The 20476-nt window shown below is 41.9% G+C and carries 15 protein-coding genes; 9 read left to right on the top strand and 6 right to left on the bottom strand.

The genetic code is table 11. From position 1 onward, the window contains the following. The first annotated feature begins 894 nt into the window (after window positions 1-894). A complete protein-coding gene (locus CYLST_RS18125) occupies window positions 895-1758 on the top strand; it encodes a hypothetical protein (protein ID WP_015209177.1) in 864 nt (287 codons plus the stop codon). Between the two features lie 48 nt (window positions 1759-1806). On the opposite strand, the gene clpP is transcribed toward CYLST_RS18125, so the two are convergent. After that, window positions 1807-2412 (bottom strand): ATP-dependent Clp endopeptidase proteolytic subunit ClpP, encoded by a 606-nt coding sequence (gene clpP / locus CYLST_RS18120; RefSeq protein WP_015209176.1) that lies wholly within the window; start codon window positions 2410-2412, stop codon window positions 1807-1809. A gap of 1589 nt (window positions 2413-4001) precedes the next feature. Between clpP and CYLST_RS18115 the strand changes: the two genes are divergently transcribed. Together CYLST_RS18115 and CYLST_RS32365 are read left to right on the top strand one after the other, a co-directional pair. Beyond that, complete coding sequence (locus CYLST_RS18115; RefSeq protein WP_015209174.1) at window positions 4002-6068, top strand: thioredoxin domain-containing protein; 2067 nt, start codon at window positions 4002-4004, stop codon at window positions 6066-6068. Window positions 6069-6617: 549 nt separating this feature from the next. Then, a complete protein-coding gene (locus CYLST_RS32365; RefSeq protein ID WP_015209173.1) occupies window positions 6618-10694 on the top strand; it encodes a HEAT repeat domain-containing protein in 4077 nt (1358 codons plus the stop codon). A gap of 109 nt (window positions 10695-10803) precedes the next feature. On the opposite strand, the gene CYLST_RS18105 is transcribed toward CYLST_RS32365, so the two are convergent. Next, on the bottom strand, window positions 10804-11382 hold the full coding sequence (locus tag CYLST_RS18105; protein WP_015209172.1) for a hypothetical protein: 579 nt from the start codon (window positions 11380-11382) through the stop codon (window positions 10804-10806). 162 nt (window positions 11383-11544) lie between these two features. Here CYLST_RS18105 and CYLST_RS18100 point away from each other — a divergent pair, with 162 nt between their 5' ends. Then, the gene (locus tag CYLST_RS18100; RefSeq protein WP_015209171.1) at window positions 11545-12141 is read left to right on the top strand and encodes a molybdenum cofactor guanylyltransferase; all 597 of its coding nucleotides are present in this window, start codon (window positions 11545-11547) and stop codon (window positions 12139-12141) included. A gap of 222 nt (window positions 12142-12363) precedes the next feature. After that, the gene (locus CYLST_RS18095) at window positions 12364-13296 is read left to right on the top strand and encodes an ABC transporter substrate-binding protein (RefSeq protein ID WP_015209170.1); all 933 of its coding nucleotides are present in this window, start codon (window positions 12364-12366) and stop codon (window positions 13294-13296) included. A gap of 96 nt (window positions 13297-13392) precedes the next feature. Here CYLST_RS18095 and CYLST_RS18090 read toward each other — a convergent pair whose 3' ends face one another. The 4 genes from CYLST_RS18090 to CYLST_RS18075 form a co-directional block, all read right to left on the bottom strand. After that, a complete protein-coding gene (locus tag CYLST_RS18090; protein WP_015209169.1) occupies window positions 13393-14361 on the bottom strand; it encodes an FTR1 family iron permease in 969 nt (322 codons plus the stop codon). Between the two features lie 77 nt (window positions 14362-14438). Further along, a complete protein-coding gene (locus CYLST_RS18085) occupies window positions 14439-14873 on the bottom strand; it encodes a ferritin-like domain-containing protein (RefSeq protein ID WP_015209168.1) in 435 nt (144 codons plus the stop codon). A gap of 180 nt (window positions 14874-15053) precedes the next feature. After that, window positions 15054-16097: a ComEA family DNA-binding protein gene (locus CYLST_RS18080; RefSeq protein WP_015209167.1), complete on the bottom strand. Its 1044-nt coding sequence runs from the start codon at window positions 16095-16097 to the stop codon at window positions 15054-15056. A gap of 226 nt (window positions 16098-16323) precedes the next feature. Then, a complete protein-coding gene (locus tag CYLST_RS18075; RefSeq protein WP_015209166.1) occupies window positions 16324-17349 on the bottom strand; it encodes a multicopper oxidase domain-containing protein in 1026 nt (341 codons plus the stop codon). Between the two features lie 337 nt (window positions 17350-17686). Between CYLST_RS18075 and CYLST_RS18070 the strand changes: the two genes are divergently transcribed. The 4 genes from CYLST_RS18070 (at window position 17687) to CYLST_RS18055 (ending at window position 20353) form a co-directional block, all read left to right on the top strand. Beyond that, entirely contained in the window at window positions 17687-18373 is a 687-nt protein-coding gene (locus tag CYLST_RS18070; protein WP_041233720.1) for an energy-coupling factor ABC transporter permease, read from the top strand. After that, the gene (locus CYLST_RS18065) at window positions 18360-18671 is read left to right on the top strand and encodes an energy-coupling factor ABC transporter substrate-binding protein (protein WP_015209164.1); all 312 of its coding nucleotides are present in this window, start codon (window positions 18360-18362) and stop codon (window positions 18669-18671) included. Before CYLST_RS18070 ends, CYLST_RS18065 begins: the two co-directional genes overlap by 14 nt. Beyond that, on the top strand, window positions 18655-19464 hold the full coding sequence (gene cbiQ / locus CYLST_RS18060; protein ID WP_015209163.1) for a cobalt ECF transporter T component CbiQ: 810 nt from the start codon (window positions 18655-18657) through the stop codon (window positions 19462-19464). Before CYLST_RS18065 ends, cbiQ begins: the two co-directional genes overlap by 17 nt. A 61-nt stretch (window positions 19465-19525) precedes the next feature. Continuing rightward, window positions 19526-20353, top strand: a complete 828-nt coding sequence (locus tag CYLST_RS18055) for an energy-coupling factor ABC transporter ATP-binding protein (protein WP_015209162.1) — start codon at window positions 19526-19528, stop codon at window positions 20351-20353. Window positions 20354-20476: the final 123 nt, after the last annotated feature.

The raw sequence follows: 20476 nt of genomic DNA, 5'->3' as shown, positions 1-20476 counted from the left end.
GCCACTGCGTTGCTCTAGTCAAGAGAGTTGTCGCAAGTGGCGTGTGACTGGCGTCAAAGTGTCCGGTTTAATCTGGTTCTTCCCTGTATACCCTCACGGACTACAGAACACGCTTGGTGCAAACGAATTGCCCGGAGGCAAGGCTGCCGAAGTTCCGATCAGAGGAAGCCTGATCTTAAACTTCTCACTGCACGACACTCAAAAGAGTTCGTCTGGGTTCAACTACCTTTACCTAACCAATCTGACAAAGCACTCCTGATACTCGATTTTGCCCCACTAGGTAATTACGCAACGGGTTTTTGAGAGGCTTGGTTTGGAGAACTCTCCACGCTGCCCAAAAGCACTATGTAGGGAAACCACGGGTGTTTGATTGTCTAGATCTTAGGTAATTTTACGCCATGAAACTCTGATTTTTAACTAGGAGAAACTGCCGATAAACCCAATTTTTCCATATGTAGAATCGGTAACAATTAGGTAAGCAGCTTAACAAGCAGTGAGGGCGAACCTTATCTTCATTATTGTAGATTTAGAGTACACTTCCAGAAAATAGTTCTGGATATCGAATTGGGTATTTAGTATAGCATTGAAGGAAAGACCACTCAGAGTAAGTCAGCAGTAGCCAAAAATATTCTTGATTACATCTGCTGCTACAATCGGGAAACATTCCTTAAGGTGCGAATAGCACCTTGGAGTCCCATTGGTGGACGTAAAATTCAAATACATCTAGATATCCACCCTGAGTAAGGTTGGTCATCTCCCGTCATATTTTAAAATCCAGCACAGCCGGATTTGAAATTTGGGTTTGAGAGGAGATTACAAAGAAATGCTACGTAGGTTGTGTAAACCAGTAGCAACAAAGCCGTAATTAAACAGACTTAGATTGGTGGCAGTATTATGTTAGCTCAATTCCAGAGCTTGTATCCCAACGGCAGTCTTATCTCGGAATTAGTGCAAATTTTTCAAGGAAAATATATCGTCAGGGCCAGCGTGCAAATTGAAGGCGTCACCCGCGCTACTGGTATGGCAGCAGCGGAAACAGTAGAAGCAGCCGAAGACCAAGCCAGAAATAGGGCGCTGATGGTTTTGGGAATTACGAATGCACCAGGGGAACCAGTAACATCTACCCCAAAAACCATCTCCCAGGTACAGATCTACCCCTCCTTGAATACCACAGGGAGATTGCATGAGTCCACCTACGCCTCTACAAAAGATGGGGATTTTGTCAGTAGTCAGTGGTCAGTAGTTAGTGGCAAAGAAACATCGACCCCACCCCCCAGTGAAAGGGATATCAAACCAGATTTAGTCACGAACGACACACCTGTTACAAATAAAATTGATACCGATAACCAAGACTTAGGTCAACGTTTTCCTGTGAAGAGTAACTGGGAAGCCCAATTTGATACCCCGGTTAGCAACGTGGGAATTCTCTCAGGTAGCGAGCCTGACAATCAATCCTTACCAGCCATTGCTACTAGTAACGTCACACCATTTGTGCCGCGCAATTATGGTCATCAAGAAGACGTGGATAACCAATCAGGGGTAGGAAAGAGAAAGAAGAAAAGTGAACCTGTGAACTTGTCTGATGTAATTGCCAAAACCGATGTCGAAATTGAGCGCTTAGGTTGGACAAAAGAGCAGGGAAAGGAATATCTCAAAAAAACCTACGGTAAGTTAGGACGCTCTTTGCTGAGTGAAGAAGAATTGCTAGATTTTCTCAAACACCTGGAATCTCAGCCAGACCCAATTGCCGGATTTTAAAGAAAGACCACTGACAACTGTAGGGCGGGGAGACCCCGCCCCTACTGACTAAACAACAGCCATTGGTCGGCTACCTGCGGCGTGACGGTCAATTACTTGGTCAATCAAGCCATATTCCCTGGCTTCCTCTGGCGACATGAAGAAGTCACGTTCAGTATCTTCAGCAATGCGCTCAATCGGCTGACCAGTGTGTTCGGCTAAATAATCATTGAGCCGCCGCTTGTGGTATAAAATTTCCCGCGCCTGAATTTCGATATCAGTCGCTTGACCTTGAGCACCGCCAAGAGGTTGATGAATCATAATCCGCGAATGGGGTAGACTCATCCGCTTACCCTTAGCACCAGCGCTGAGGAGGAAAGCGCCCATACTCGCCGCCAGTCCGGTACAAATAGTACAAACATCGGGGCGGATGTGCTTCATTGTGTCAAAAATACCCATGCCAGCTGTCACCGAACCACCGGGAGAATTGATATATAGATAAATATCTTTCTCCGAGTCTTCAGCATCTAAAAACAGCAGTTGGGCAACAATCAAGTTAGCGATACTGTTATCAACCTGTTGTCCCAAAAAGATGATGCGCTCACGCAACAGCCGTGAGTAGATGTCAAAGGCGCGTTCGCCGCGACCCGATTGTTCAATAACGATGGGAATCATGGGATATGTCAAGATAACGTATTATCAACACTTTCAGTCTTTATTACTGTCATAATGCTCGTTTGGGATGATTTTGGTGGTTTGAGCATTATTTATAGTAACTTTGCACTACTTGAATTAGATTCAGTAAATGCTCAACTGATGCTCATCTATTTTACCTTGAACAGCAGAAGGCTCGCACTGTAACGGTAATCCGTTCAGTCGTGAGACGGCAGTTGCTTCTCCTGTCGTCGCGTGGCGTGGAAACAAGACAGTCCTCGGACTGCCTGATGAATGCGCGGGAGTGGGGAGAAGATGGAATTAATGTTTTTTGGCACAGCAAAAACAGTTAATTTCATCATCGGTCGGTTGCAGTTATGGCTTCTAGTGACAAGCCCTAAAAGTTATTTATTCATTTTTATAGTATTTTTTAACCGAAAAGCCAGCTATTTGCATCGGGAATAATCTCATCAATTTTCTCATTTCTGCCTAAATCAAATATCTGATGAGTTTTGCAAAAATTGCCTCCTTTAAATTTGGCTGGAGATACTCAGAATAATGCTCCCAAGCTGCCATCAAATTTAATTAGGGGAATGGTGGTAATCATCCATCACTGATAGATGGTTCACTGGATTTAACTACTCTCAACTTAGCTCTTAACCCTTGCTCCTCTTGAATCTCGTTATATCTAGCTTTGTTGAAAGTTAAGTCTGAATTGAATAACTTCCCCTCTGCTAGCTTCAATTGCCAGCGGCGCTGTCATCTATCAGCCGTAGTTTGCCAATTGTCAGAGTAGGATAACAATTAAGAATGTTATGGCGGCTAATTGTGGTGCCACAGCAAATTCGATGCTATACCAATTTTAAATTTTGGATTAAAGGAAAAATCTCAATAATCAGTTCTGAGCAAACAGACTCATCGGTGGGGACAATCTAAAATTTAAAAATCTAAAATCTAAAAATCTAAAATCTAAAAATCTAAAATCCAAAATTCGTAGATGGGCACTTTTTGACGGCAGCGAGCGTCTAAATGGGTATGCTCGTTTAGACAGACAGAGAGAAATCACAAAAATTTCCAACTGTGGTCGTTAATCCCTGGACTGGGGGTTGCTGCACAACTTTAGTAACGTCGTAGTGACTATACCAATAACTGAATACCAATTTCTCCAGTGATTTGTCAGCTATTGGTAACTTTTCCCACTTTTTTTTAGGATCGTTCTGGGCAATTATCCGGATATTCTCGCCAACTCCGGTAAATCAATAGTACGAACTGTATTTAGAATCACCAGTCTTACTTGTAATGCTATTCATCCTCCAGAGAGACATACTATGCTGGAAAAACTTATGCAAGCGGCCTTTATTACCTTTTTGCTCCACTTGATAGCAGGACTGAGCGTTAATACACAAATTCCCAAACAGGGGATATCACCTGTGTCCGAAACGTCAGCGTCAGTCCTCAGTTCAGCGTTTCGCTCTTTTGAGTAATGCTGCCACCTCTACCCAAGGAATAAGTCGCTCGTCGGGTTTCTTAGCTGTACATATAGATGCCTAGGCTAACAATCCTGGGAAAAGGCTAGACTGGGCAAAGAAGGCAACTACCCGCACCTGATCATGACTAATCGCCTTGCTGAAACCAAGAGCCTGTATCTTCGCAAGCACGCTGAAAACCCGATTGATTGGTGGCCTTGGTGTGATGAAGCACTGGCTACTGCAAAGACCGAAAATAAACCCATTTTTCTCTCCATTGGCTACTCTAGCTGCCACTGGTGTACTGTTATGGAAGGGGAAGCTTTTTCTGATTCAGCGATCGCTGATTACATGAATGCTAACTTCCTTCCCATCAAGGTAGATCGAGAAGAAAGACCTGACCTCGATAGCATCTATATGCAGGCTTTGCAGATGATGAGTGGTCAAGGGGGTTGGCCTTTAAATGCTTTTCTTTCTCCAGATGATTTGGTACCGTTTTATGCGGGGACTTACTTCCCTTTAGAGCCGCGCTACGGTCGTCCTGGCTTTTTGCAGGTTTTGCAAGCGTTGCGCCGCTATTATGATACAGAAAAAGAAGATTTGCGCGATCGCAAAGCTTCGATTATTGAGTCGCTTCTCACCTCTGCGGTGTTGCAAGATGGCGCAGCCGATGAGTTGCAAGATAATCAATTACTCCGTCATGGCTGGGAAACTACCACGGGGATCATTACTCCTAAGCCATCTGGTAATAGCTTCCCGATGATCCCCTATGCTGAATTAGCATTGCGCGGAACTCGGTTTAATTTTGCATCTCAGTATGATGGCAAGCAAGTTTGTACCCAACGGGGACTAGAATTAGCGCTGGGGGGAATTTATGACCATGTGGGTGGAGGCTTTCATCGCTACACAGTTGATCCCACTTGGACTGTACCCCATTTTGAAAAGATGCTTTATGACAACGGTCAGATTTTAGAGTATCTGGCTTCTTTGTGGAGTGCAGGAGTAAAAGAACCAGCTTTTGTCAGGGCTGTTGCGGGAACTGTTCAATGGCTGCAACGGGAAATGACTGCACCAGAGGGTTACTTCTATGCGGCTCAAGATGCTGATAGCTTCTTCAACTCTACGGCTGTTGAACCGGAGGAAGGGGCTTTTTACGTCTGGAGTTATAGCGAACTGGAGCAACTGCTAACCCTAGAAGAACTAACAGAATTACAACAGCAGTTTACTGTTACCCCTAACGGTAATTTTGAAGGTAAAAATGTTTTGCAAAGGCGTCATGCAGGGGAATTGAGTCAAAAGCTGGAAGTTGCACTGGGTAAGCTGTTTACTGCTCGTTATGGTGCTCCCCCTGATTCACTGGCAACTTTCCCCCCCGCTCGCGATAACCTAGAAGCAAAAACCACTAACTGGCCTGGTCGTATTCCTTCGGTGACAGATACTAAGATGATTGTCGCCTGGAATAGTTTGATGATTTCCGGTTTGGCTAGAGCTGCTGGGGTATTTCGACAACCGTTGTATTTGGAATTAGCAGCAAAAGCGGCGAATTTTATTCTGGATAATCAGTTTGTGGATGGGCGTTTCCAGCGACTTAATTATGGTGGTGAAGCGACTGTGTTAGCTCAGTCGGAAGATTACGCCTTTTTTATCAAAGCATTGCTGGATTTATCCCAAGTTTCGCTAGATAGCAATCAGCGTACTTTTTGGTTAGAAAAAGCAGTAACACTTCAAGAAGAATTCGCTGAATTTCTCTGGAGTGTAGAATTAGGTGGATATTATAACACATCCAGTGATAATAGTCAAGATTTGATTGTGCGAGAACGCAGTTATGTGGATAATGCTACACCATCAGCCAATGGAATAGCGATCGCAAATCTTGTCCGTCTTGCCCTCCTCACAGATAATCTGCATTATTTAGATTTAGCAGAACAAGGTTTAAAAGCCTTCAGAAGCGTAATGAGTAGTGCTCCCCAAGCTTGCCCCAGCTTGTTTACAGCCTTAGATTGGTATCGTAACTCAACCTTAATCCGCAGCACCATAGAGCAGATAACATCATTGATCCCCAAGTATCTGCCCACATCTGCCCTTGCAGTAGCAGCACGTTTACCAGAGAATAGCATCGGCTTAGTTTGCCAAGGTTTAAAGTGTCTTGCACCGGCTGAAAGTGTAGAACAGATGTTGCAGCAAGTCCAGCAAATTCAAGTGAGAGTGTAATCAATACAATTCGGAGAAGATCCCCCCGCCTGCGGCGACCCCCTTAAAAAGGGGGTAAAACAGCCTTAAAAGCCCCCCTTTTTAAGGAAGGTTGGCGGGATCTTCTTCAAAAAGAAAGGGGTAAAACAGCCTTAAAAGCCCCCCTTTTTAAGGGGGGTTGGGGGGATCTTCTTCAAAAAGAAAGGGGTAAAACAGCCTTAAAAGCCCCCCTTTTTAAGGGGGGTTGGGGGGATCTTCGATAGATTCAAACTTTAACCAAACCCTATTGAGAGCGTAATACTAATATCTGGCACCAGTTCCAACAACCGCCTCAGAATACATTCTGAGGCTAATAGCAAAAGTCGTCTTTAGACGACTGAGAAAGGCTTTCAGTGCGTTTCAACGTACTTGAGCTGTTAGCCTGGGAATTCATTCCCAGTGGGTGAGGGGGCTAACCGAGAATAGCGTAATATTTCCGAGAATTCATTCCCAGGCAGACTGTTATAAATGCCACAATAAAAAAGCATCTTCCCGCAGCAAGAGAAAACCCATTAGCCCAACTCGCTCAACATGGTGAATTGGAGTGAATATCTAGAGTCAGTTCGTCAAACTTACGCCCAGTGGTGGAAAGTTTATATATTTACAGATGTAGTCGGACACCGGCAGGTAGAACAGGAAGCGTTAATTCCCCTGTGGAACTTTGACTTGCAGGTGCAGACAATTAAACCACGAGATGAGCAACGGGAACAGCAAGAAAAAATTGAACAATACAGCGTCTTGGAAGGTTTGCGAAAATATAAATCTGACCATGTGCTGTTAGTAGGAAAACCAGGTTCAGGAAAATCAACAGCGCTGTTGAGGTTGTTGCTAGAAGAAGCAGAAAGACCTCTCCCCCAACCCCTCCCCGACGCGGAGAGGGGAGCTAATTCTCCCCCTTCCCTAGCAGGGAAGGGGGCTGGGGGGTTAGGTCAGATACCCGTGCTGGTAGAGTTGCGCTATTACCAAACTTCAATAATTGACTTGATACGGAACTTTTGCAAGCGCCATCGGTTGTTATTCAAGAATGCCGAAATTGAAGAATTACTATTTCATGGACAATTCTTGCTGCTGGTGGATGGTTTAAACGAATTACCCTCAGAAGAAGCGCGGCGAAATTTGCAAGCATTTCGCCAAGACTATCGCCAAACGCCGATGATTTTCACCACCAGAGATTTAGGGATAGGTGGCGATTTAGATATTAGCAAAAAACTGGAAATGCAACCCCTGACAGAAACACAAATGCAAGATTTTGTTTGTGCTTATCTGCCAGGACAGGGTGAAGAAATGCTGAAGCAGTTAGGTACAAGGTTGCAGGAATTTGGACAAACGCCTTTGCTGTTGTGGATGTTGTGTTCTGTTTTTGTGCAAAATCAGAATAAAGTCCCCTCAAATTTGGGTTCTGTGTTTCGGTTATTTACCCAAAGTTATAACGAAAAACTTAAACGAGATATTCCTGTTTCCGTAGAGTTTCGCCGTTGGAGTTCCCGACTTTTGCAACAATTAGCCTGGGTGATGACTCAGGGAACAACAAGAACAGATTTAAATGTTGCTATTCCCAGAAGTGAAGCTGAAGACATTCTGACAGAATTTTTTCAGAAAGAAAAATTTGATAGACCTCGTGACCGTTCTTTAAAATGGCTACGAGATTTACTCAACCATCATTTAATTCAACTCGGTGCAAATGACCAAATTGAATTTCGCCACCAACTGATTCAGGAATATTACACAGCAGAATATTTGCTGAAGCTGTCACCAAAACTCAGCGATGATTGTTTAAAACAAGATTATTTAAATTATTTAAAATGGACAGAACCTCTGGCGCTGATGGCAGAATTGATAGAGAATGAAGCGCAAGCCGTGCGAGTAGTGAAGTTAGCCTTAGAGGTAGATTGGCAGTTAGGGGCAAGGTTTGCAGGTGAGGTAAAATCAGAGTGGCAGGAGCAAACAGTTAATTTAATTGCTGATTTAAAACTTCCTCAGTTATTGGAAATCAGACTTTTTGGTATTACCAAATCAGAAAAGGCGGCGACTGGCTTAATTAAACTTCTAGAACGCCCTGAATCTTATGTTTGCATAAGTGCCGCATCTGCTCTAGGAAAAATCAAATCAGAAAAGGCGGTGACTCGCTTAATTCAACTTCTAGAATACCCAGCATCTGATATTTGTTGGAGTGCCGCATCTGCTCTGGGAAAAATAAAATCAGAAAAGGCGGTGGCAGGCTTGATTCAACTTCTAGAACACCCTGAATTTGATGTTCGTAGGAATGCCGCATATGCTCTGGGAAAAATCAAATCAGAAAAGGCTGTGACTGGCTTAATTGAACTTCTAAAACACCCTTATTTTCATGTTCGTAGAAATGCCGCAGATGCTTTGGGAGAAATTAAATCAGAAAAGGCAGTGGCTGGCTTAATTGAACTTCTAGAAGATCCGGAATCTAGTGTTCGTTGGAGAGCCGCATATGCTCTGGGAGAAATCAAATCAGAAAAGGCTGTGACTGGCTTAATTAAACTTTTAGAAGACCAAAATTCAGAAGTTTATGAGTATGCCGCAGAAGCTCTGGGGAAAATTAAATCAAAACAGGCAGTAACTGGCTTAATTCAATTTTTATACCACCCTTATTTTCATGTTCGTATTAATGCCGCGTCTGCTCTGGAAAAAATAAAATCAGAAATAAAATCAGAACAGGTAGTAACTTGCATAAATAAACTTCTAGAATACCCAGAATACCCAGAATACCCAGAATATCCAAAATATGATTTTCTTTGGAGTGACGCATCTGCTCCGAGAGAAATAAAATCAGAAAAGGCGGTGACTTGCTTAATTAAACTTCTAAAAGACCAAGATTCTAATTTCCGTTGGAGAGCCGCAGATGCTCTAAAAAAAATTAAATCAGAGAATGCAGTGTTTCCCTTAATTAAACTTCTAAAACACCCAGAATATTATGTTCGTAGCAGTGCCGCAGATGCTCTGGGAGAAATTAAATCAGAAAATGCAGTGGCTCCCTTAATTAGACTTCTAGAAGACCCAAATTGTGATGTTCGTAGGAGTGCCGCAGATGCTCTGGAAAAAATTAAATCAGAAAAAATCATTATTGAGGCAATTAAATTTTTAAATACTGATAATTTTGTAATTGCTAATATTGCGACTACATTCAACCATGCTATCCAATTAATTGAAATAAATCAAGAATATTATAAATTTCACAATCCTTTGTTAAAAAATATGTCACTTAGATCGCAATTAATAGACTTCTTGTTAAATTCGTCAATTCTTAACACAGAAAGAGAACGCCAAACATTACTATTATACTTCGGCTACGATTCCCTAATTAAAAAAATCACTTTAGCAGGCACTCCCCAACAATTCACCGTTCATTTAATTCAAGTGCTAGAGTTGGAAGGACGAGATACACTACTGAATTTTATTGACAACTTAGCTAATAGCGATTTTCTAGGAATCGAGAATAAAGAAAAACTAACGAGATTAAGTGCAGACATTAGAGCTATTACTACCGAAAATTGGCGTAATGAATTTATAGGCAATCAACAACAGCTTAAACCAGAAACAATTCCGATTATTAAACCAAATATATCTACCACATTAATTAATATCGTCCACCTCTCAGACTTGCACTTCAGCAATTCCCAACAAGCTCAAATTTGGTCTAACCAATTAGCAGAAGATTTACATCACGACCTCAACATTCCTCATCTTGATGCTCTCATTCTTTCCGGTGACATCGCTAACTTTTCTACCCCAGAAGAATACCAAGCCGCTGAAGAGTTTATTGTCAACCTCAGCCAAGATTACCCTCTCAAACCTGAGCAAATTATCATTGTTCCAGGGAACCATGACCTTAATTGGAAAATGGCAAAACAAGCTTACCAACTATTTGACCGCGATGAATATGAAGGACAACTCAAAGAAGGTTATTACATCGAAGAAAGTACCAGCGTGATTCGAGTGCGAGATGAAGAGAAATATAAACAGCGTTTTGTCAATTTTAGCAACTTCTACCAAGCTATCAAAAATCAACCCTATCCCTTAGAATATCGCCAGCAATACACCTTAGACTATCTCCCGTCCCAAAACCTCCTCATACTCGGTCTAAACTCGGCTTGGCAATTAGATCACCATTACAAATCCCGCGCTAGCATCAATATGGATGCTTTGAGCGATGCCCTAACTGATATTCGCCGCCATCCAAAGTTTAATAATTGCATGAAAATTGCTGTCTGGCATCATCCCCTTGATAGTGCTTGGGATGACCGTATTAGAGACCAAGGTTTTATGGAACAGTTAGCTGTGGCTGGTTTTCGCTTCTTCCTTCACGGTCACATACACAAAGCAGAAACCAGCTTATACCGTTATGATATGAGTCAAGAGGGGCGGAAATGCGATCGCATCTGTGCAGGAACATTCGGCGCACCTACCAAAGAACTCATCCCCGCTTATCCCTGGCAATATAACCTGCTACAATTTGAAAACGATAAATTAACAGTCCGCACCCGCCGCCGAGAAGAAGAAAATGGTGCGTGGAAACCAGATGCGCGTTGGGGTCAGGGTGCGGGTAAGTCGTCGCTAGATTTATATACTATTGAGTTATAGCAAAAATGCCAAATGAATAGAAGCCTAAAAGAAAATCAAGGCTTTTAACCCGCGCAGGCGGGTTTTGCCTGTGTAGCCGCGATTTCTAATCGCCAAGGCTTCCATATCATCATCCCAAAAAGTCACCGAAAACAATTGATTTTACCTTCCCCTTTCCCAGGGTGAAATAAAAGTATGTAGGACTGGAATAATCGACAGCATAATTTAATCTAGTAGTATCGCCTGATTCAGGTTTTCCGTAGATTGTCGTCACTTTTGTGGCGCTATCACCTACTTTGACTTTATCCAAAGTGGCATATTTAGAACTTTTAGCTTCAATTTCATAGACAAAAAATTTACCTGTTGGTTTAGCGTCTTCAAGCAACTTGACTGTAATTCCTGAATATTCAAGAGTGCGAGTTTTACCAGCAATAGGCATATCAATATTTTTTGTGGTTAACGGTTGTCCTAAAACTTTTCTGACTTGCGTCTCAGCCATCCCAAGACCTACACCACCTATTACTAAGCGTTTATAAGGTATTTTTTTAACTTGCTTGTTATTCTGGGAAATTTGATAATTTATAGTGGCGCTGGTTGGTAAAGCTTGCACAGCTAATGGTTGTGCAAATAAAGAGGCCAAGCTTAAGATAGCTCCAGCGCTAGATAAAACTTGCTTGAATTGATTTTGAGAATTAGCTGTTAGTTTCATTTGTTCAAATCCTTGTAATATGTAGGCAGAGACAATTAAATATGAGATGAAAATTTTGTTCGTAGACGGGGATTTATCGTTTAGTCTAAGAATTTTAAGGACTGAAGTCCTTACTACAAGCTTTAATCTAATTCTCCTATTTATTCGGCCTTAAATTAAACTATGACTAATGACTGTAGCAAATTAACCGCCATTGTCCTAGCCGGCGGAAAAAGTTCTCGCATGGGTGAAGATAAAGCCTTGATTCCGATTCAAGGAGTGCCGTTGTTGCAGCGGGTTTGCGGCATTGCTCAAGGTTGTGCTGATACTGTTTATATCGTTACTCCCTGGCCAGAACGTTATCAAAACTTGCTTTTGCCTAATTGCCAATTTATTCGAGAAGTCCCTTTGTCTGGAGACACTGGTGGCCCTCTGGTGGGTTTTGCTCAAGGACTAGCGCAGGTAAAAACAGATTGGGTGTTGCTGCTAGCTTGCGATTTGCCGAAGTTGCGGGTTGAGGTGTTGCAAGATTGGGCAGGTAAACTTGATAGTGTGGGGGATGAGGCGATTATCGCATATTTGGTACACCATCCTAAAGGCTGGGAACCGCTGTGTGGCTTCTATAACCGTCGCTGTCTACCGCTGCTACTGGATTTTATCACTCAAGGGGGGCGATCGTTTCAGCAATGGCTACAGCAACATCAAGTAGCAGCCTTGCCTTTAACAGAACCTGATATGCTTTTTAACTGTAATACACCAGAAGACTTGGCTTTAAGTTAATCAATGCCTATGTCGCTTATTGACAATTTAAATAAATTTTGGATTTTAAATAATTTATTGTATTCCTAGTAACAGATTAATAGCTAACTGGGTTTTATACTTATCTCCCTACCATAACCCAAAGGTTATAAACAAAGTAATTATCTAAAAATAAATTAGATTTTTTAATCTTAAACTTGTGACTGCGATTGCTTTTATTACCATCCTGGAAGGAATTATAATATGTATCGTCGTTGGATATCATCTGCTTTAGCACTTTTGTTGAGTATCGTTTTATCTGCTTGTACTACTGCAACAACTCAGCAACCACAGGCAAAAGTTACAAATACCAATGAGACAAGTAACACAGATTTTCAGCAATCACCGAAAGCATCAGCAAAAAGAGTTGTTGCTCTCTCTTCACTTGCTGCTGATATTATCTATCAACTTGATCAAACAAAACTTATAGGAATTACAGGCAGTAGATTATTTAATAATGACCCAAGATTTCAGGATATTATCCGCGTTAGCGAAGGTCAAAGTCCTCCTAATTTAGAAAAAATTGTATCTCTGAAACCAGATTTAGTTATTGGTGCAGCGGGTTTTTCTGATGTACCCATTCAAAAACTCAAGCAGCTAGGAATTGCAACTTTTCTGACGCAAGTGAAAAACTGGGAATCTTTAGAAAAACTGACTCAAACGCTAGGTCAATTAATTGATGTTGATTCCCAGCCTTTGTTAAACCGTTACAAAAACTTTTTACCAGCTAAACCAAATCAAAGTCTTTCTACTCTAGTGCTGGTTAGTCGTCAACCAATTTTAGCACCAAATAAAAATAGTTGGGCAGGAGATTTACTTGCTAAATTTGGGGCTAAAAATCTCGCAGCAGAATTACAAGGTAAAAGTCCGATAGGTGGATATGTAACGCTTTCGGCTGAGAAAATTTTAGAAGCAAATCCAGCAGTGATAATTTTAGTTAATCCTCCCCAAGGAGGTTCTGAAGCAGCACTTTTAGAATCTTTTAAACAGGAATCTTTTTGGCAGAAAATGCAAGCGACTAAAAATAACCGAATTTATGTTTTTGATTATTACGGACTGGTGAATCCGGGCAGTATAAATACAATTGAAAAAGCGGCTCAACAGCTTAGGGAAGTTTTGTCTGCACCACAACGTTAGATTGAATGACGGGCAAGACTTTGAATGATTTGAATGACAGGCAAGATGCCTGTCCTACAATTGTATTTTAGGAATTTATCCAAAATTCAATATTGTTTAATCCTTGAGAGAACCAATTTGGTTCTGCATAACTGGGCTATTCTTTTTAGGTTGAGGAGAACTGCCAGTAATGCTGCGAAAATAAAGCCCGCCGACGCTGACTAAAAACCCTGCATATCCTACTGCTTGCAAGACATAGAGGTTGTCTCTGTAGCCAAATAAAGATTTGAAAATAATGCCGGGGAATTGTTCATCGGGCAATATTTTGGAAGTATTCCAAACCATTGGCCCCAAAATGCAAGAATGGACTTTAGTAAAGCGTTCATAATAAAAACAAAGGCTTTCGGAGGCGCGATTACTGAGAGCCAGGTTAGACACTGCTGTGTCAAAATGACTCAAAGCTGAAACTACCAAACCGGCGACAATCAATACTAAAAAAACGCCCATTACCTGGAAAAACTGGCGGATATTAATTTTGACACCCAATTTAAATAACAGCACACCAATGCCTACTGCTACTGCCAAACCACCAAGGGCGCCAATAGTGGGCATTAATCCCTGTTGAAAATTTGCAGCAATGAACAGAACGGTTTCAAAGCCTTCACGCACAACGGCAACTAAAACTAAGCTAAAAACGCCCCAACCAGCATTTGAGTTTTGTGTCAGTGCTTCTGTCACCGCACCTTCAACTGTAGCTTTCATAAATCTGGCTTGTTTAGTCATCCAGATTAGCATCCAACTGAGCATAGCGATCGCAAATACACTAAATACACCCTCTAGCATTGGTTCAACTATGGGGGTGTATTGAGGATTAACAGATCCTAAGTATTGAATTAGCCAACTGAAGAGCACACCTATCAAGGCGCTGATAACAATGCCCACCGCAATACCAGCATATACCCAAGGGTTGAGTCGGGACTGTTTGGCTTTTTTTAGCAAAGCCAGCACGATACCAACAACAAGGGCAGCTTCTACCCCTTCCCGGAGCGTAATTACAAAAGTTGGTAAGGCTGTACTAAAATTCATAGTTCAATATTATTAGTCATTAGTTATTAGTCACCAATCTAAATATTTTTAGACTGGTGACTATTGAGCAGGGAATACTAGCTGAAATCGCGTAACATTTTTTTCAGTTCGAGATTATGCATCTCTTCCTGACCAATCATGTTACGGGCGAATTCTTCCAGATAGATGCTGGCATTAGTGACAATTTCTAGCAGACTTTTATACAACTCCAGCGCTTTGCTTTCGTGGGATAAGCTTTCTGCCAAAATAATCTTGACGTTATGTTGGTAAGTCTCTTCCATTTGGGCGATTTTTAGGGAGGGATGCCCATCTAAACCTGTGATAATTTCTCCCACTTGCTGGGCATGAAGTAGCGACTCACTCGCCTGTGCTTTGAAAAAAGCCACAATTGGAATCCGGTTGGGGCCAGTCACCATCAAAGAATAATGGGTATAGCGTACTACCCCTGCTAGTTCAAATTCCATGATGGAGTTAAGTAGGTCAATGGCCTTTTTTTGGTCAAGCTCTTGCATCAGTTGTTAAGTTAGGCAAAATTACAAATGGAGCGGATTGAATTATGAGTTAAGAGTGAGCAGTTATACTTTTTTCAGGTATTAAAAACCCAGATTATCCTCACTCTTAACTTTTAGCTATTTCCGCTCTTATTACTTATTTTAAACTGCCCATTCTGGGTTTCCAATAGTACTAGGCTGCTATTTTTGTGCCTGAGTGTTGGATTGATCAATCACTTTTTGAGAGTTTTGCTCAATGGTTGTCACCAGTTTGGTAACATCAGCAGGGGTTTTGACTGCTTGCGCGGGTGGGATGGCGGCTGGCCAAACTTTGAGCAGTTCAGCAAGATTAGTGGCGATCGCTTTGTCCGCTTCCGGATTTCCTTGAGCAACTTGGCTAGAAATCCCTTTGTATAACTCATTGGCGTAGATGACAAAGCCACGAGAGTCTTGATACTCAATGGGTGCAGCCACTTTGCCATTGGCGATCGCTGCGCCGTATTCTGAGTTGGCTGCATCTAGTAACCCACTAATCACCTGTAGCACAAATCCCGGTTTTGAGCGTTGAGGGGCTGGTAAAGCGGCGATCGCTTGATCAATTGATTGCATGGAAGCAGTGAAATCAGTTTTCAGTTTGGCATTCTTGGGATTAGATTTGACTAAATCTTGTAAACTCACCAAACTTGTCTTGAATTCTTTGACTTTGCGCTCATTTAGCTGGTCTTCAACATCAACATAAATCTCCTCAACTGGATGTCCAATATGAGGTTCTGCTTGTTTTGGCTGATTTAAATCTAGAAGTTCTTTTGCTACAAACAGATGCCCTTTCATCAATGCCAATTTAGTCATGTAGTCAATATCTTTAGCTTCACCTGTAAGCACTACTTCCTGAATAGTCACCGCTTCTTTAATTTGGTCAAACTGTTCTTGAGTAATGACTTTTTTGCTAACTAAATCTTCCGGACTGGCGTAGGGACGATTCGCCTGAATTTTGTTCGATAGCGCCGGCACGCCTAACTTGGCTTCAAATTTATCTAACTGCGACAAGATAGCAGTATTAATGTTAATTTTCGCCTTGCCACCATGACCGCTGTGACTGTTTTGACTAACTGTTTCTGTAGTTTGGGGGCTAGAGCTAGCACTTGGCGCGGTTGAATTTTCTGTGGTGGGCGTACTGTTACAGGCGCTCAGGGTAACTATTGCCGTACTAGCGACAGCTAAACAGAGATGGCGAAATTTTAACATTTTTACTCCTTTTATACTTAGAATGTCTAAATTGCAAAATTGCAATTTATTAGTAGCATTTAGGTTTGACCCTATGTCATAGATTTTACTCTCGCATATAATGACACTTTTTATCAACTAGTCGCTAAATTATTCAGCAGAATTTAATAAGTTTTCTCAAAAAAATTGAAAAAATTAATCTTATTCCTGGGACTTGCTATCTTGGGAAGTTAATTAAAAAGTTTTGTCAGGATTTGTTCACAGGTTTTGTTGAGTCGTTTTTGGCGAGGACTTCAAATTGACCCATGCATCCATTTTCGGCGATCGCATCTTGATGGGGATGAAACATATACTTACCCGGATAGCGAAAGGCAAATTCCAAAATATGTCTTTCTGCTATACCCATCGTTAGAACATCGGTTTTCTCGCTGGGAGTCATACTCATTCCTGAACGATAAACATCAAAGAAGTTGGCGTGGAGGTGAAAAGTTACAGCCGTCTCGTATTCAATGATGTTCAGTACATACAGCCGAATCAATTGATCTTGGTAAATCTGGACAGGATGATGCATGTAGTGATGCGGCAGACCATTAAAGGCGTAATATTCATTATGTCCATCATCATTCACGTCATAGCCAGACATCACTAACACAATCTCATCAGCCGGGGGGCGCGGTTGGGGTGGATCGATGATAAACATACCGTACAAACCCTTAGCGATGTGGCGGGTGACGGGTTCAATATGGCAGTGATACAAGTGAACGCCATAGGGTTCAGCGTCAAATTCATAAATTGTCGCTTTATTATTACCAATTGGGCGTATCCCATCCATTTCTGCCGGATGAACACCATGAAAATGTAGAGAATGGGAATGTCCCGCCCGGTTGAGAAATAGTACCCGCACCCTTTCGCCTTGTTTTGCCCGTAGCGTTGGCCCTGGGATGCGGCCATTTAAATCCCAGATATTATAAGAGACGGCACTGTTGAGCTGAATTATGGAAGTATCCGCTGTTAACTGAAATTCTCGGATAGTCCGGCCATTTTCTTGCTTCAGCGTCCCGTAATCAAAGTCGCGTAGTACTTGCATAGGTTTGGCAACTTCGTTAGAAGTTACCATCTCCATCGGTGGTACTCTGACTATTGATTTATTTTTGACATTTAGCATCTGCCAAAGTGTAGCTGCACCCGCCACACCCGCGCCGGCTAGTCCCAGCTTCAGCAATTGCCGACGGTTCAAAAGGTTTTCTTTACTTTCAGTAAAGTAGTTGGGCATGAAATTAATTTCGGTAAGCGCAAACAGAATGTTGCAATTATTTACAATTGCTTCTATGTATCCTATAGGACTTAAGAATTATTGTCAATAATCCTGAATACCAGGAAAACTACTGTCTGTGTGTTGGTAAGGTTTTGTGCGTTTCCTAGGGAATTTTTAATTTTTAACGTCTAATTGTCTGTCTGGGTGTGGGCTGATCTAAACTAAGTCCTTGAATTACAGCTGCGAGGGCTAAAGTGTGTCGAGAAATATTTTCAAATCAAAACGTGCATCCCTAATCTTAATTGGGGTTCTGAGCTTTTACATTATTGTTAGCGCCTCTTCACCAGCTTATGCCATGCACATTATGGAAGGCTACTTACCACCAAGTTGGGCGGTTTTTTGGTGGGTGGTGGCGTTACCGTTTTTTGTTTTAGGATTGCGATCGCTAACTCGCATTACCCAAACCAACCCAGAACTCAAGTTACTCCTAGCATTGTCGGGAGCTTTTACCTTTGTGTTATCGGCGCTGAAAATGCCTTCGGTTACAGGTAGTTGCGCTCATCCTACAGGCACAGGGTTAGGAGCAGTGCTATTTGGGCCGTTAGCTATGTCGGTGTTGGGAAGTCTAGTGCTGTTGTTTCAAGCGCTGCTATTAGCCCATGGTGGTTTGACGACTTTGGGGGCTAATGTTTTTTCAATGGCGATCGCTGGGCCCTTTGCCGCTTACTGGATATATCAGCTAATCATGCGCTTTAGTGGTAAGCAAAAAATCGCGATTTTCTTCGCCGCAGCCTTGGGCGATTTACTGACTTACGTGATTACTTCAGTGCAACTCGCCCTAGCTTTTCCGGCACCTGTTGGTGGTTTTATCGCTTCATTCGCCAAATTTGCGGGTATTTTTGCAATTACACAAATTCCTCTAGCAATTAGTGAAGGATTGCTGACTGTGTTGGTGTGGAACTGGCTACAGTCCTACACTGCTCCAGAACTGGAAATACTAAAATTAATCAAACGGGAACCTCAAACCAATGAATCAATCTAAAAAAGGGTTAAGCAACTGGTTTTTAATAGCAGGAGTAGTCTTTTTGGCAGTTTCACCCTTAATAATCGCCCGTAACGCTGAATTTCTCGGCGCGGATGATAGAGCGACCAAAGCTGTTACAGAAGTAAAACCTGGATATCAACCTTGGTTTCAACCACTGATGCAAGTGCCTAGTTGCGAAGTGCAAACCTTTTTATTTGCTGCTCAGGCGGCTTTAGGTGCGGGAGCGCTGGGGTATTTCATGGGTTTGTCCAAAGGGCGTACTGAACAGCGAAAAAATCATGAACCTTCAGATTGACACCCTGGCTTACACCAATCGGCTGCGGTGGTTGGCGCCAGAACAGAAACTACTATTTGCGATCGCGCTGCTAATCATCACAGCCTTTGTCCATCCCCTAGTGCAAATTCTCATTGCTATCTGGATAAGTATTTGGACGGTCATTTATGCTGGTATTCCCGCCAAAATTTATGTGAAATTAGTTTATATTGCCGCTCTATTTTGGTTAACAAGCTTACCAGCTTTAGTGATCAATGGCGTAGACCTTGCTCACCTGCATTTAGCGCAAACTGACTCAGTAACAGGGTTGACTATTGGCTATTATTATGTATACATCAGTAGGCATGGAATTGAGCAGGGATGGACAATTTTAACGCGAGCGCTTGCCTCTCTTTCCTGCTTATACTTTGTGATGCTAACTATCCCCTTTGCCGAGCTTTTACAAACCCTACGTCGCTTCGGGTTGCCAATATTGTTAACAGACCTTTTATTGCTGATGTACCGCTTTATTTTCGTTTTATTAAACACAGCATCTGAGTTATGGACTGCCCAACAATCTCGTGGTGGCTACCGCACTTTTAAGATAGCGATGAAAAGTTTATCTCTGTTAATTGGACAATTACTCAAGCGCACTCTAGAAAATTATCGTCAAGTTTCCTTGACTTTAGCCTCACGGGGCTTCAATGGGGAATTTCAGGTTTGGCATCCCCATCGCTATCATTTATCTAAGCGGTATGCCGTCGAAGCAATTTTCGGATGTGCCATATTAATAATATTGGAAGAAAAAATGTCTTTTTTGTCAGTGGCATTTTGAAAAATTTTGGCAATTGTTCTGATAGCTCTTCCTTCAAAGCTTTGATTAAAACGGTATGATAATGCAGCAATGTTTACTCGAATTTGAACAGGTAAATTACACCTATTCAGGTTCACAACAATCAGCTTTAAATAATTTAATATTGAAGATTCCTGCTCATAAAAAATGTGCATTAATCGGTCAAAATGGTTGTGGCAAAACCACATTATTTTTATTGGCTAATGGTTTGTATAGACCCCAAAAAGGAAGTATTTATTGGCAAGGTAAGCCTCTACAATATGACCGCAAATCCTTGATGCAATTACGCCAAAATGTCGGGTTAGTCTTTCAAGATCCAGAGCAACAACTGGTAGCCTCTACTGTTGAAGAAGATATTTCTTATGGCTTGTGCAATTTGGGATTACCTGTAGCAGAAATTCAACAGCGAGTTGAGCAAGGTTTAAGAGAATTTGGGTTAAATGAATTAGCTCAAAGACCAGTACATCATCTCAGTTTAGGGCAAAAAAAACGAGTTTCTATCGCTGATGTAATGGTGTTAAAACCAGAACTACTGTTGCTAGATGAACCTACGGCGTATTTAGATCGGCTGCATACCCGTAACCTGATGGCAACTCTGAAAAAGATTCATGACGATGGCACAACAATATTAATGGCAACCCATGACCTTGATTTAGTTTATCGCTGGGCAGATTGGATTTTTGTGATGGATAGGGGAAGATTAATATTAGAGGGAACCCCCCAAGAGGTATTTAGCCAACGTGAGGTTCTCGAAGCGTTGCAGCTTGGTGTGCCATTGATATATGAGATGTTATTTTCTGAAGAACTGTCTGGAGAAGAACCTGGTTTAAAAAAATTGCGGCAGAAAATATTGAATCTATTTCATGACTAGGATTGAGCATAATTTATTTGTTTAATCCTGTATTTCGTGAGCAATTAGATCCCCAACTTCTTTGAGAAGTCGGGGTTCTGTGTCCGCCAATGCTCATTTCACGTTTAGCGCTAATCTTAAAAT

The organism is Cylindrospermum stagnale PCC 7417 (assembly GCF_000317535.1).
GTDB lineage: Bacteria > Cyanobacteriota > Cyanobacteriia > Cyanobacteriales > Nostocaceae > Cylindrospermum > Cylindrospermum stagnale.
Note: the sequence above shows the minus strand (reverse complement) of the source record. Positions and strands in the feature narration are given on the sequence as shown.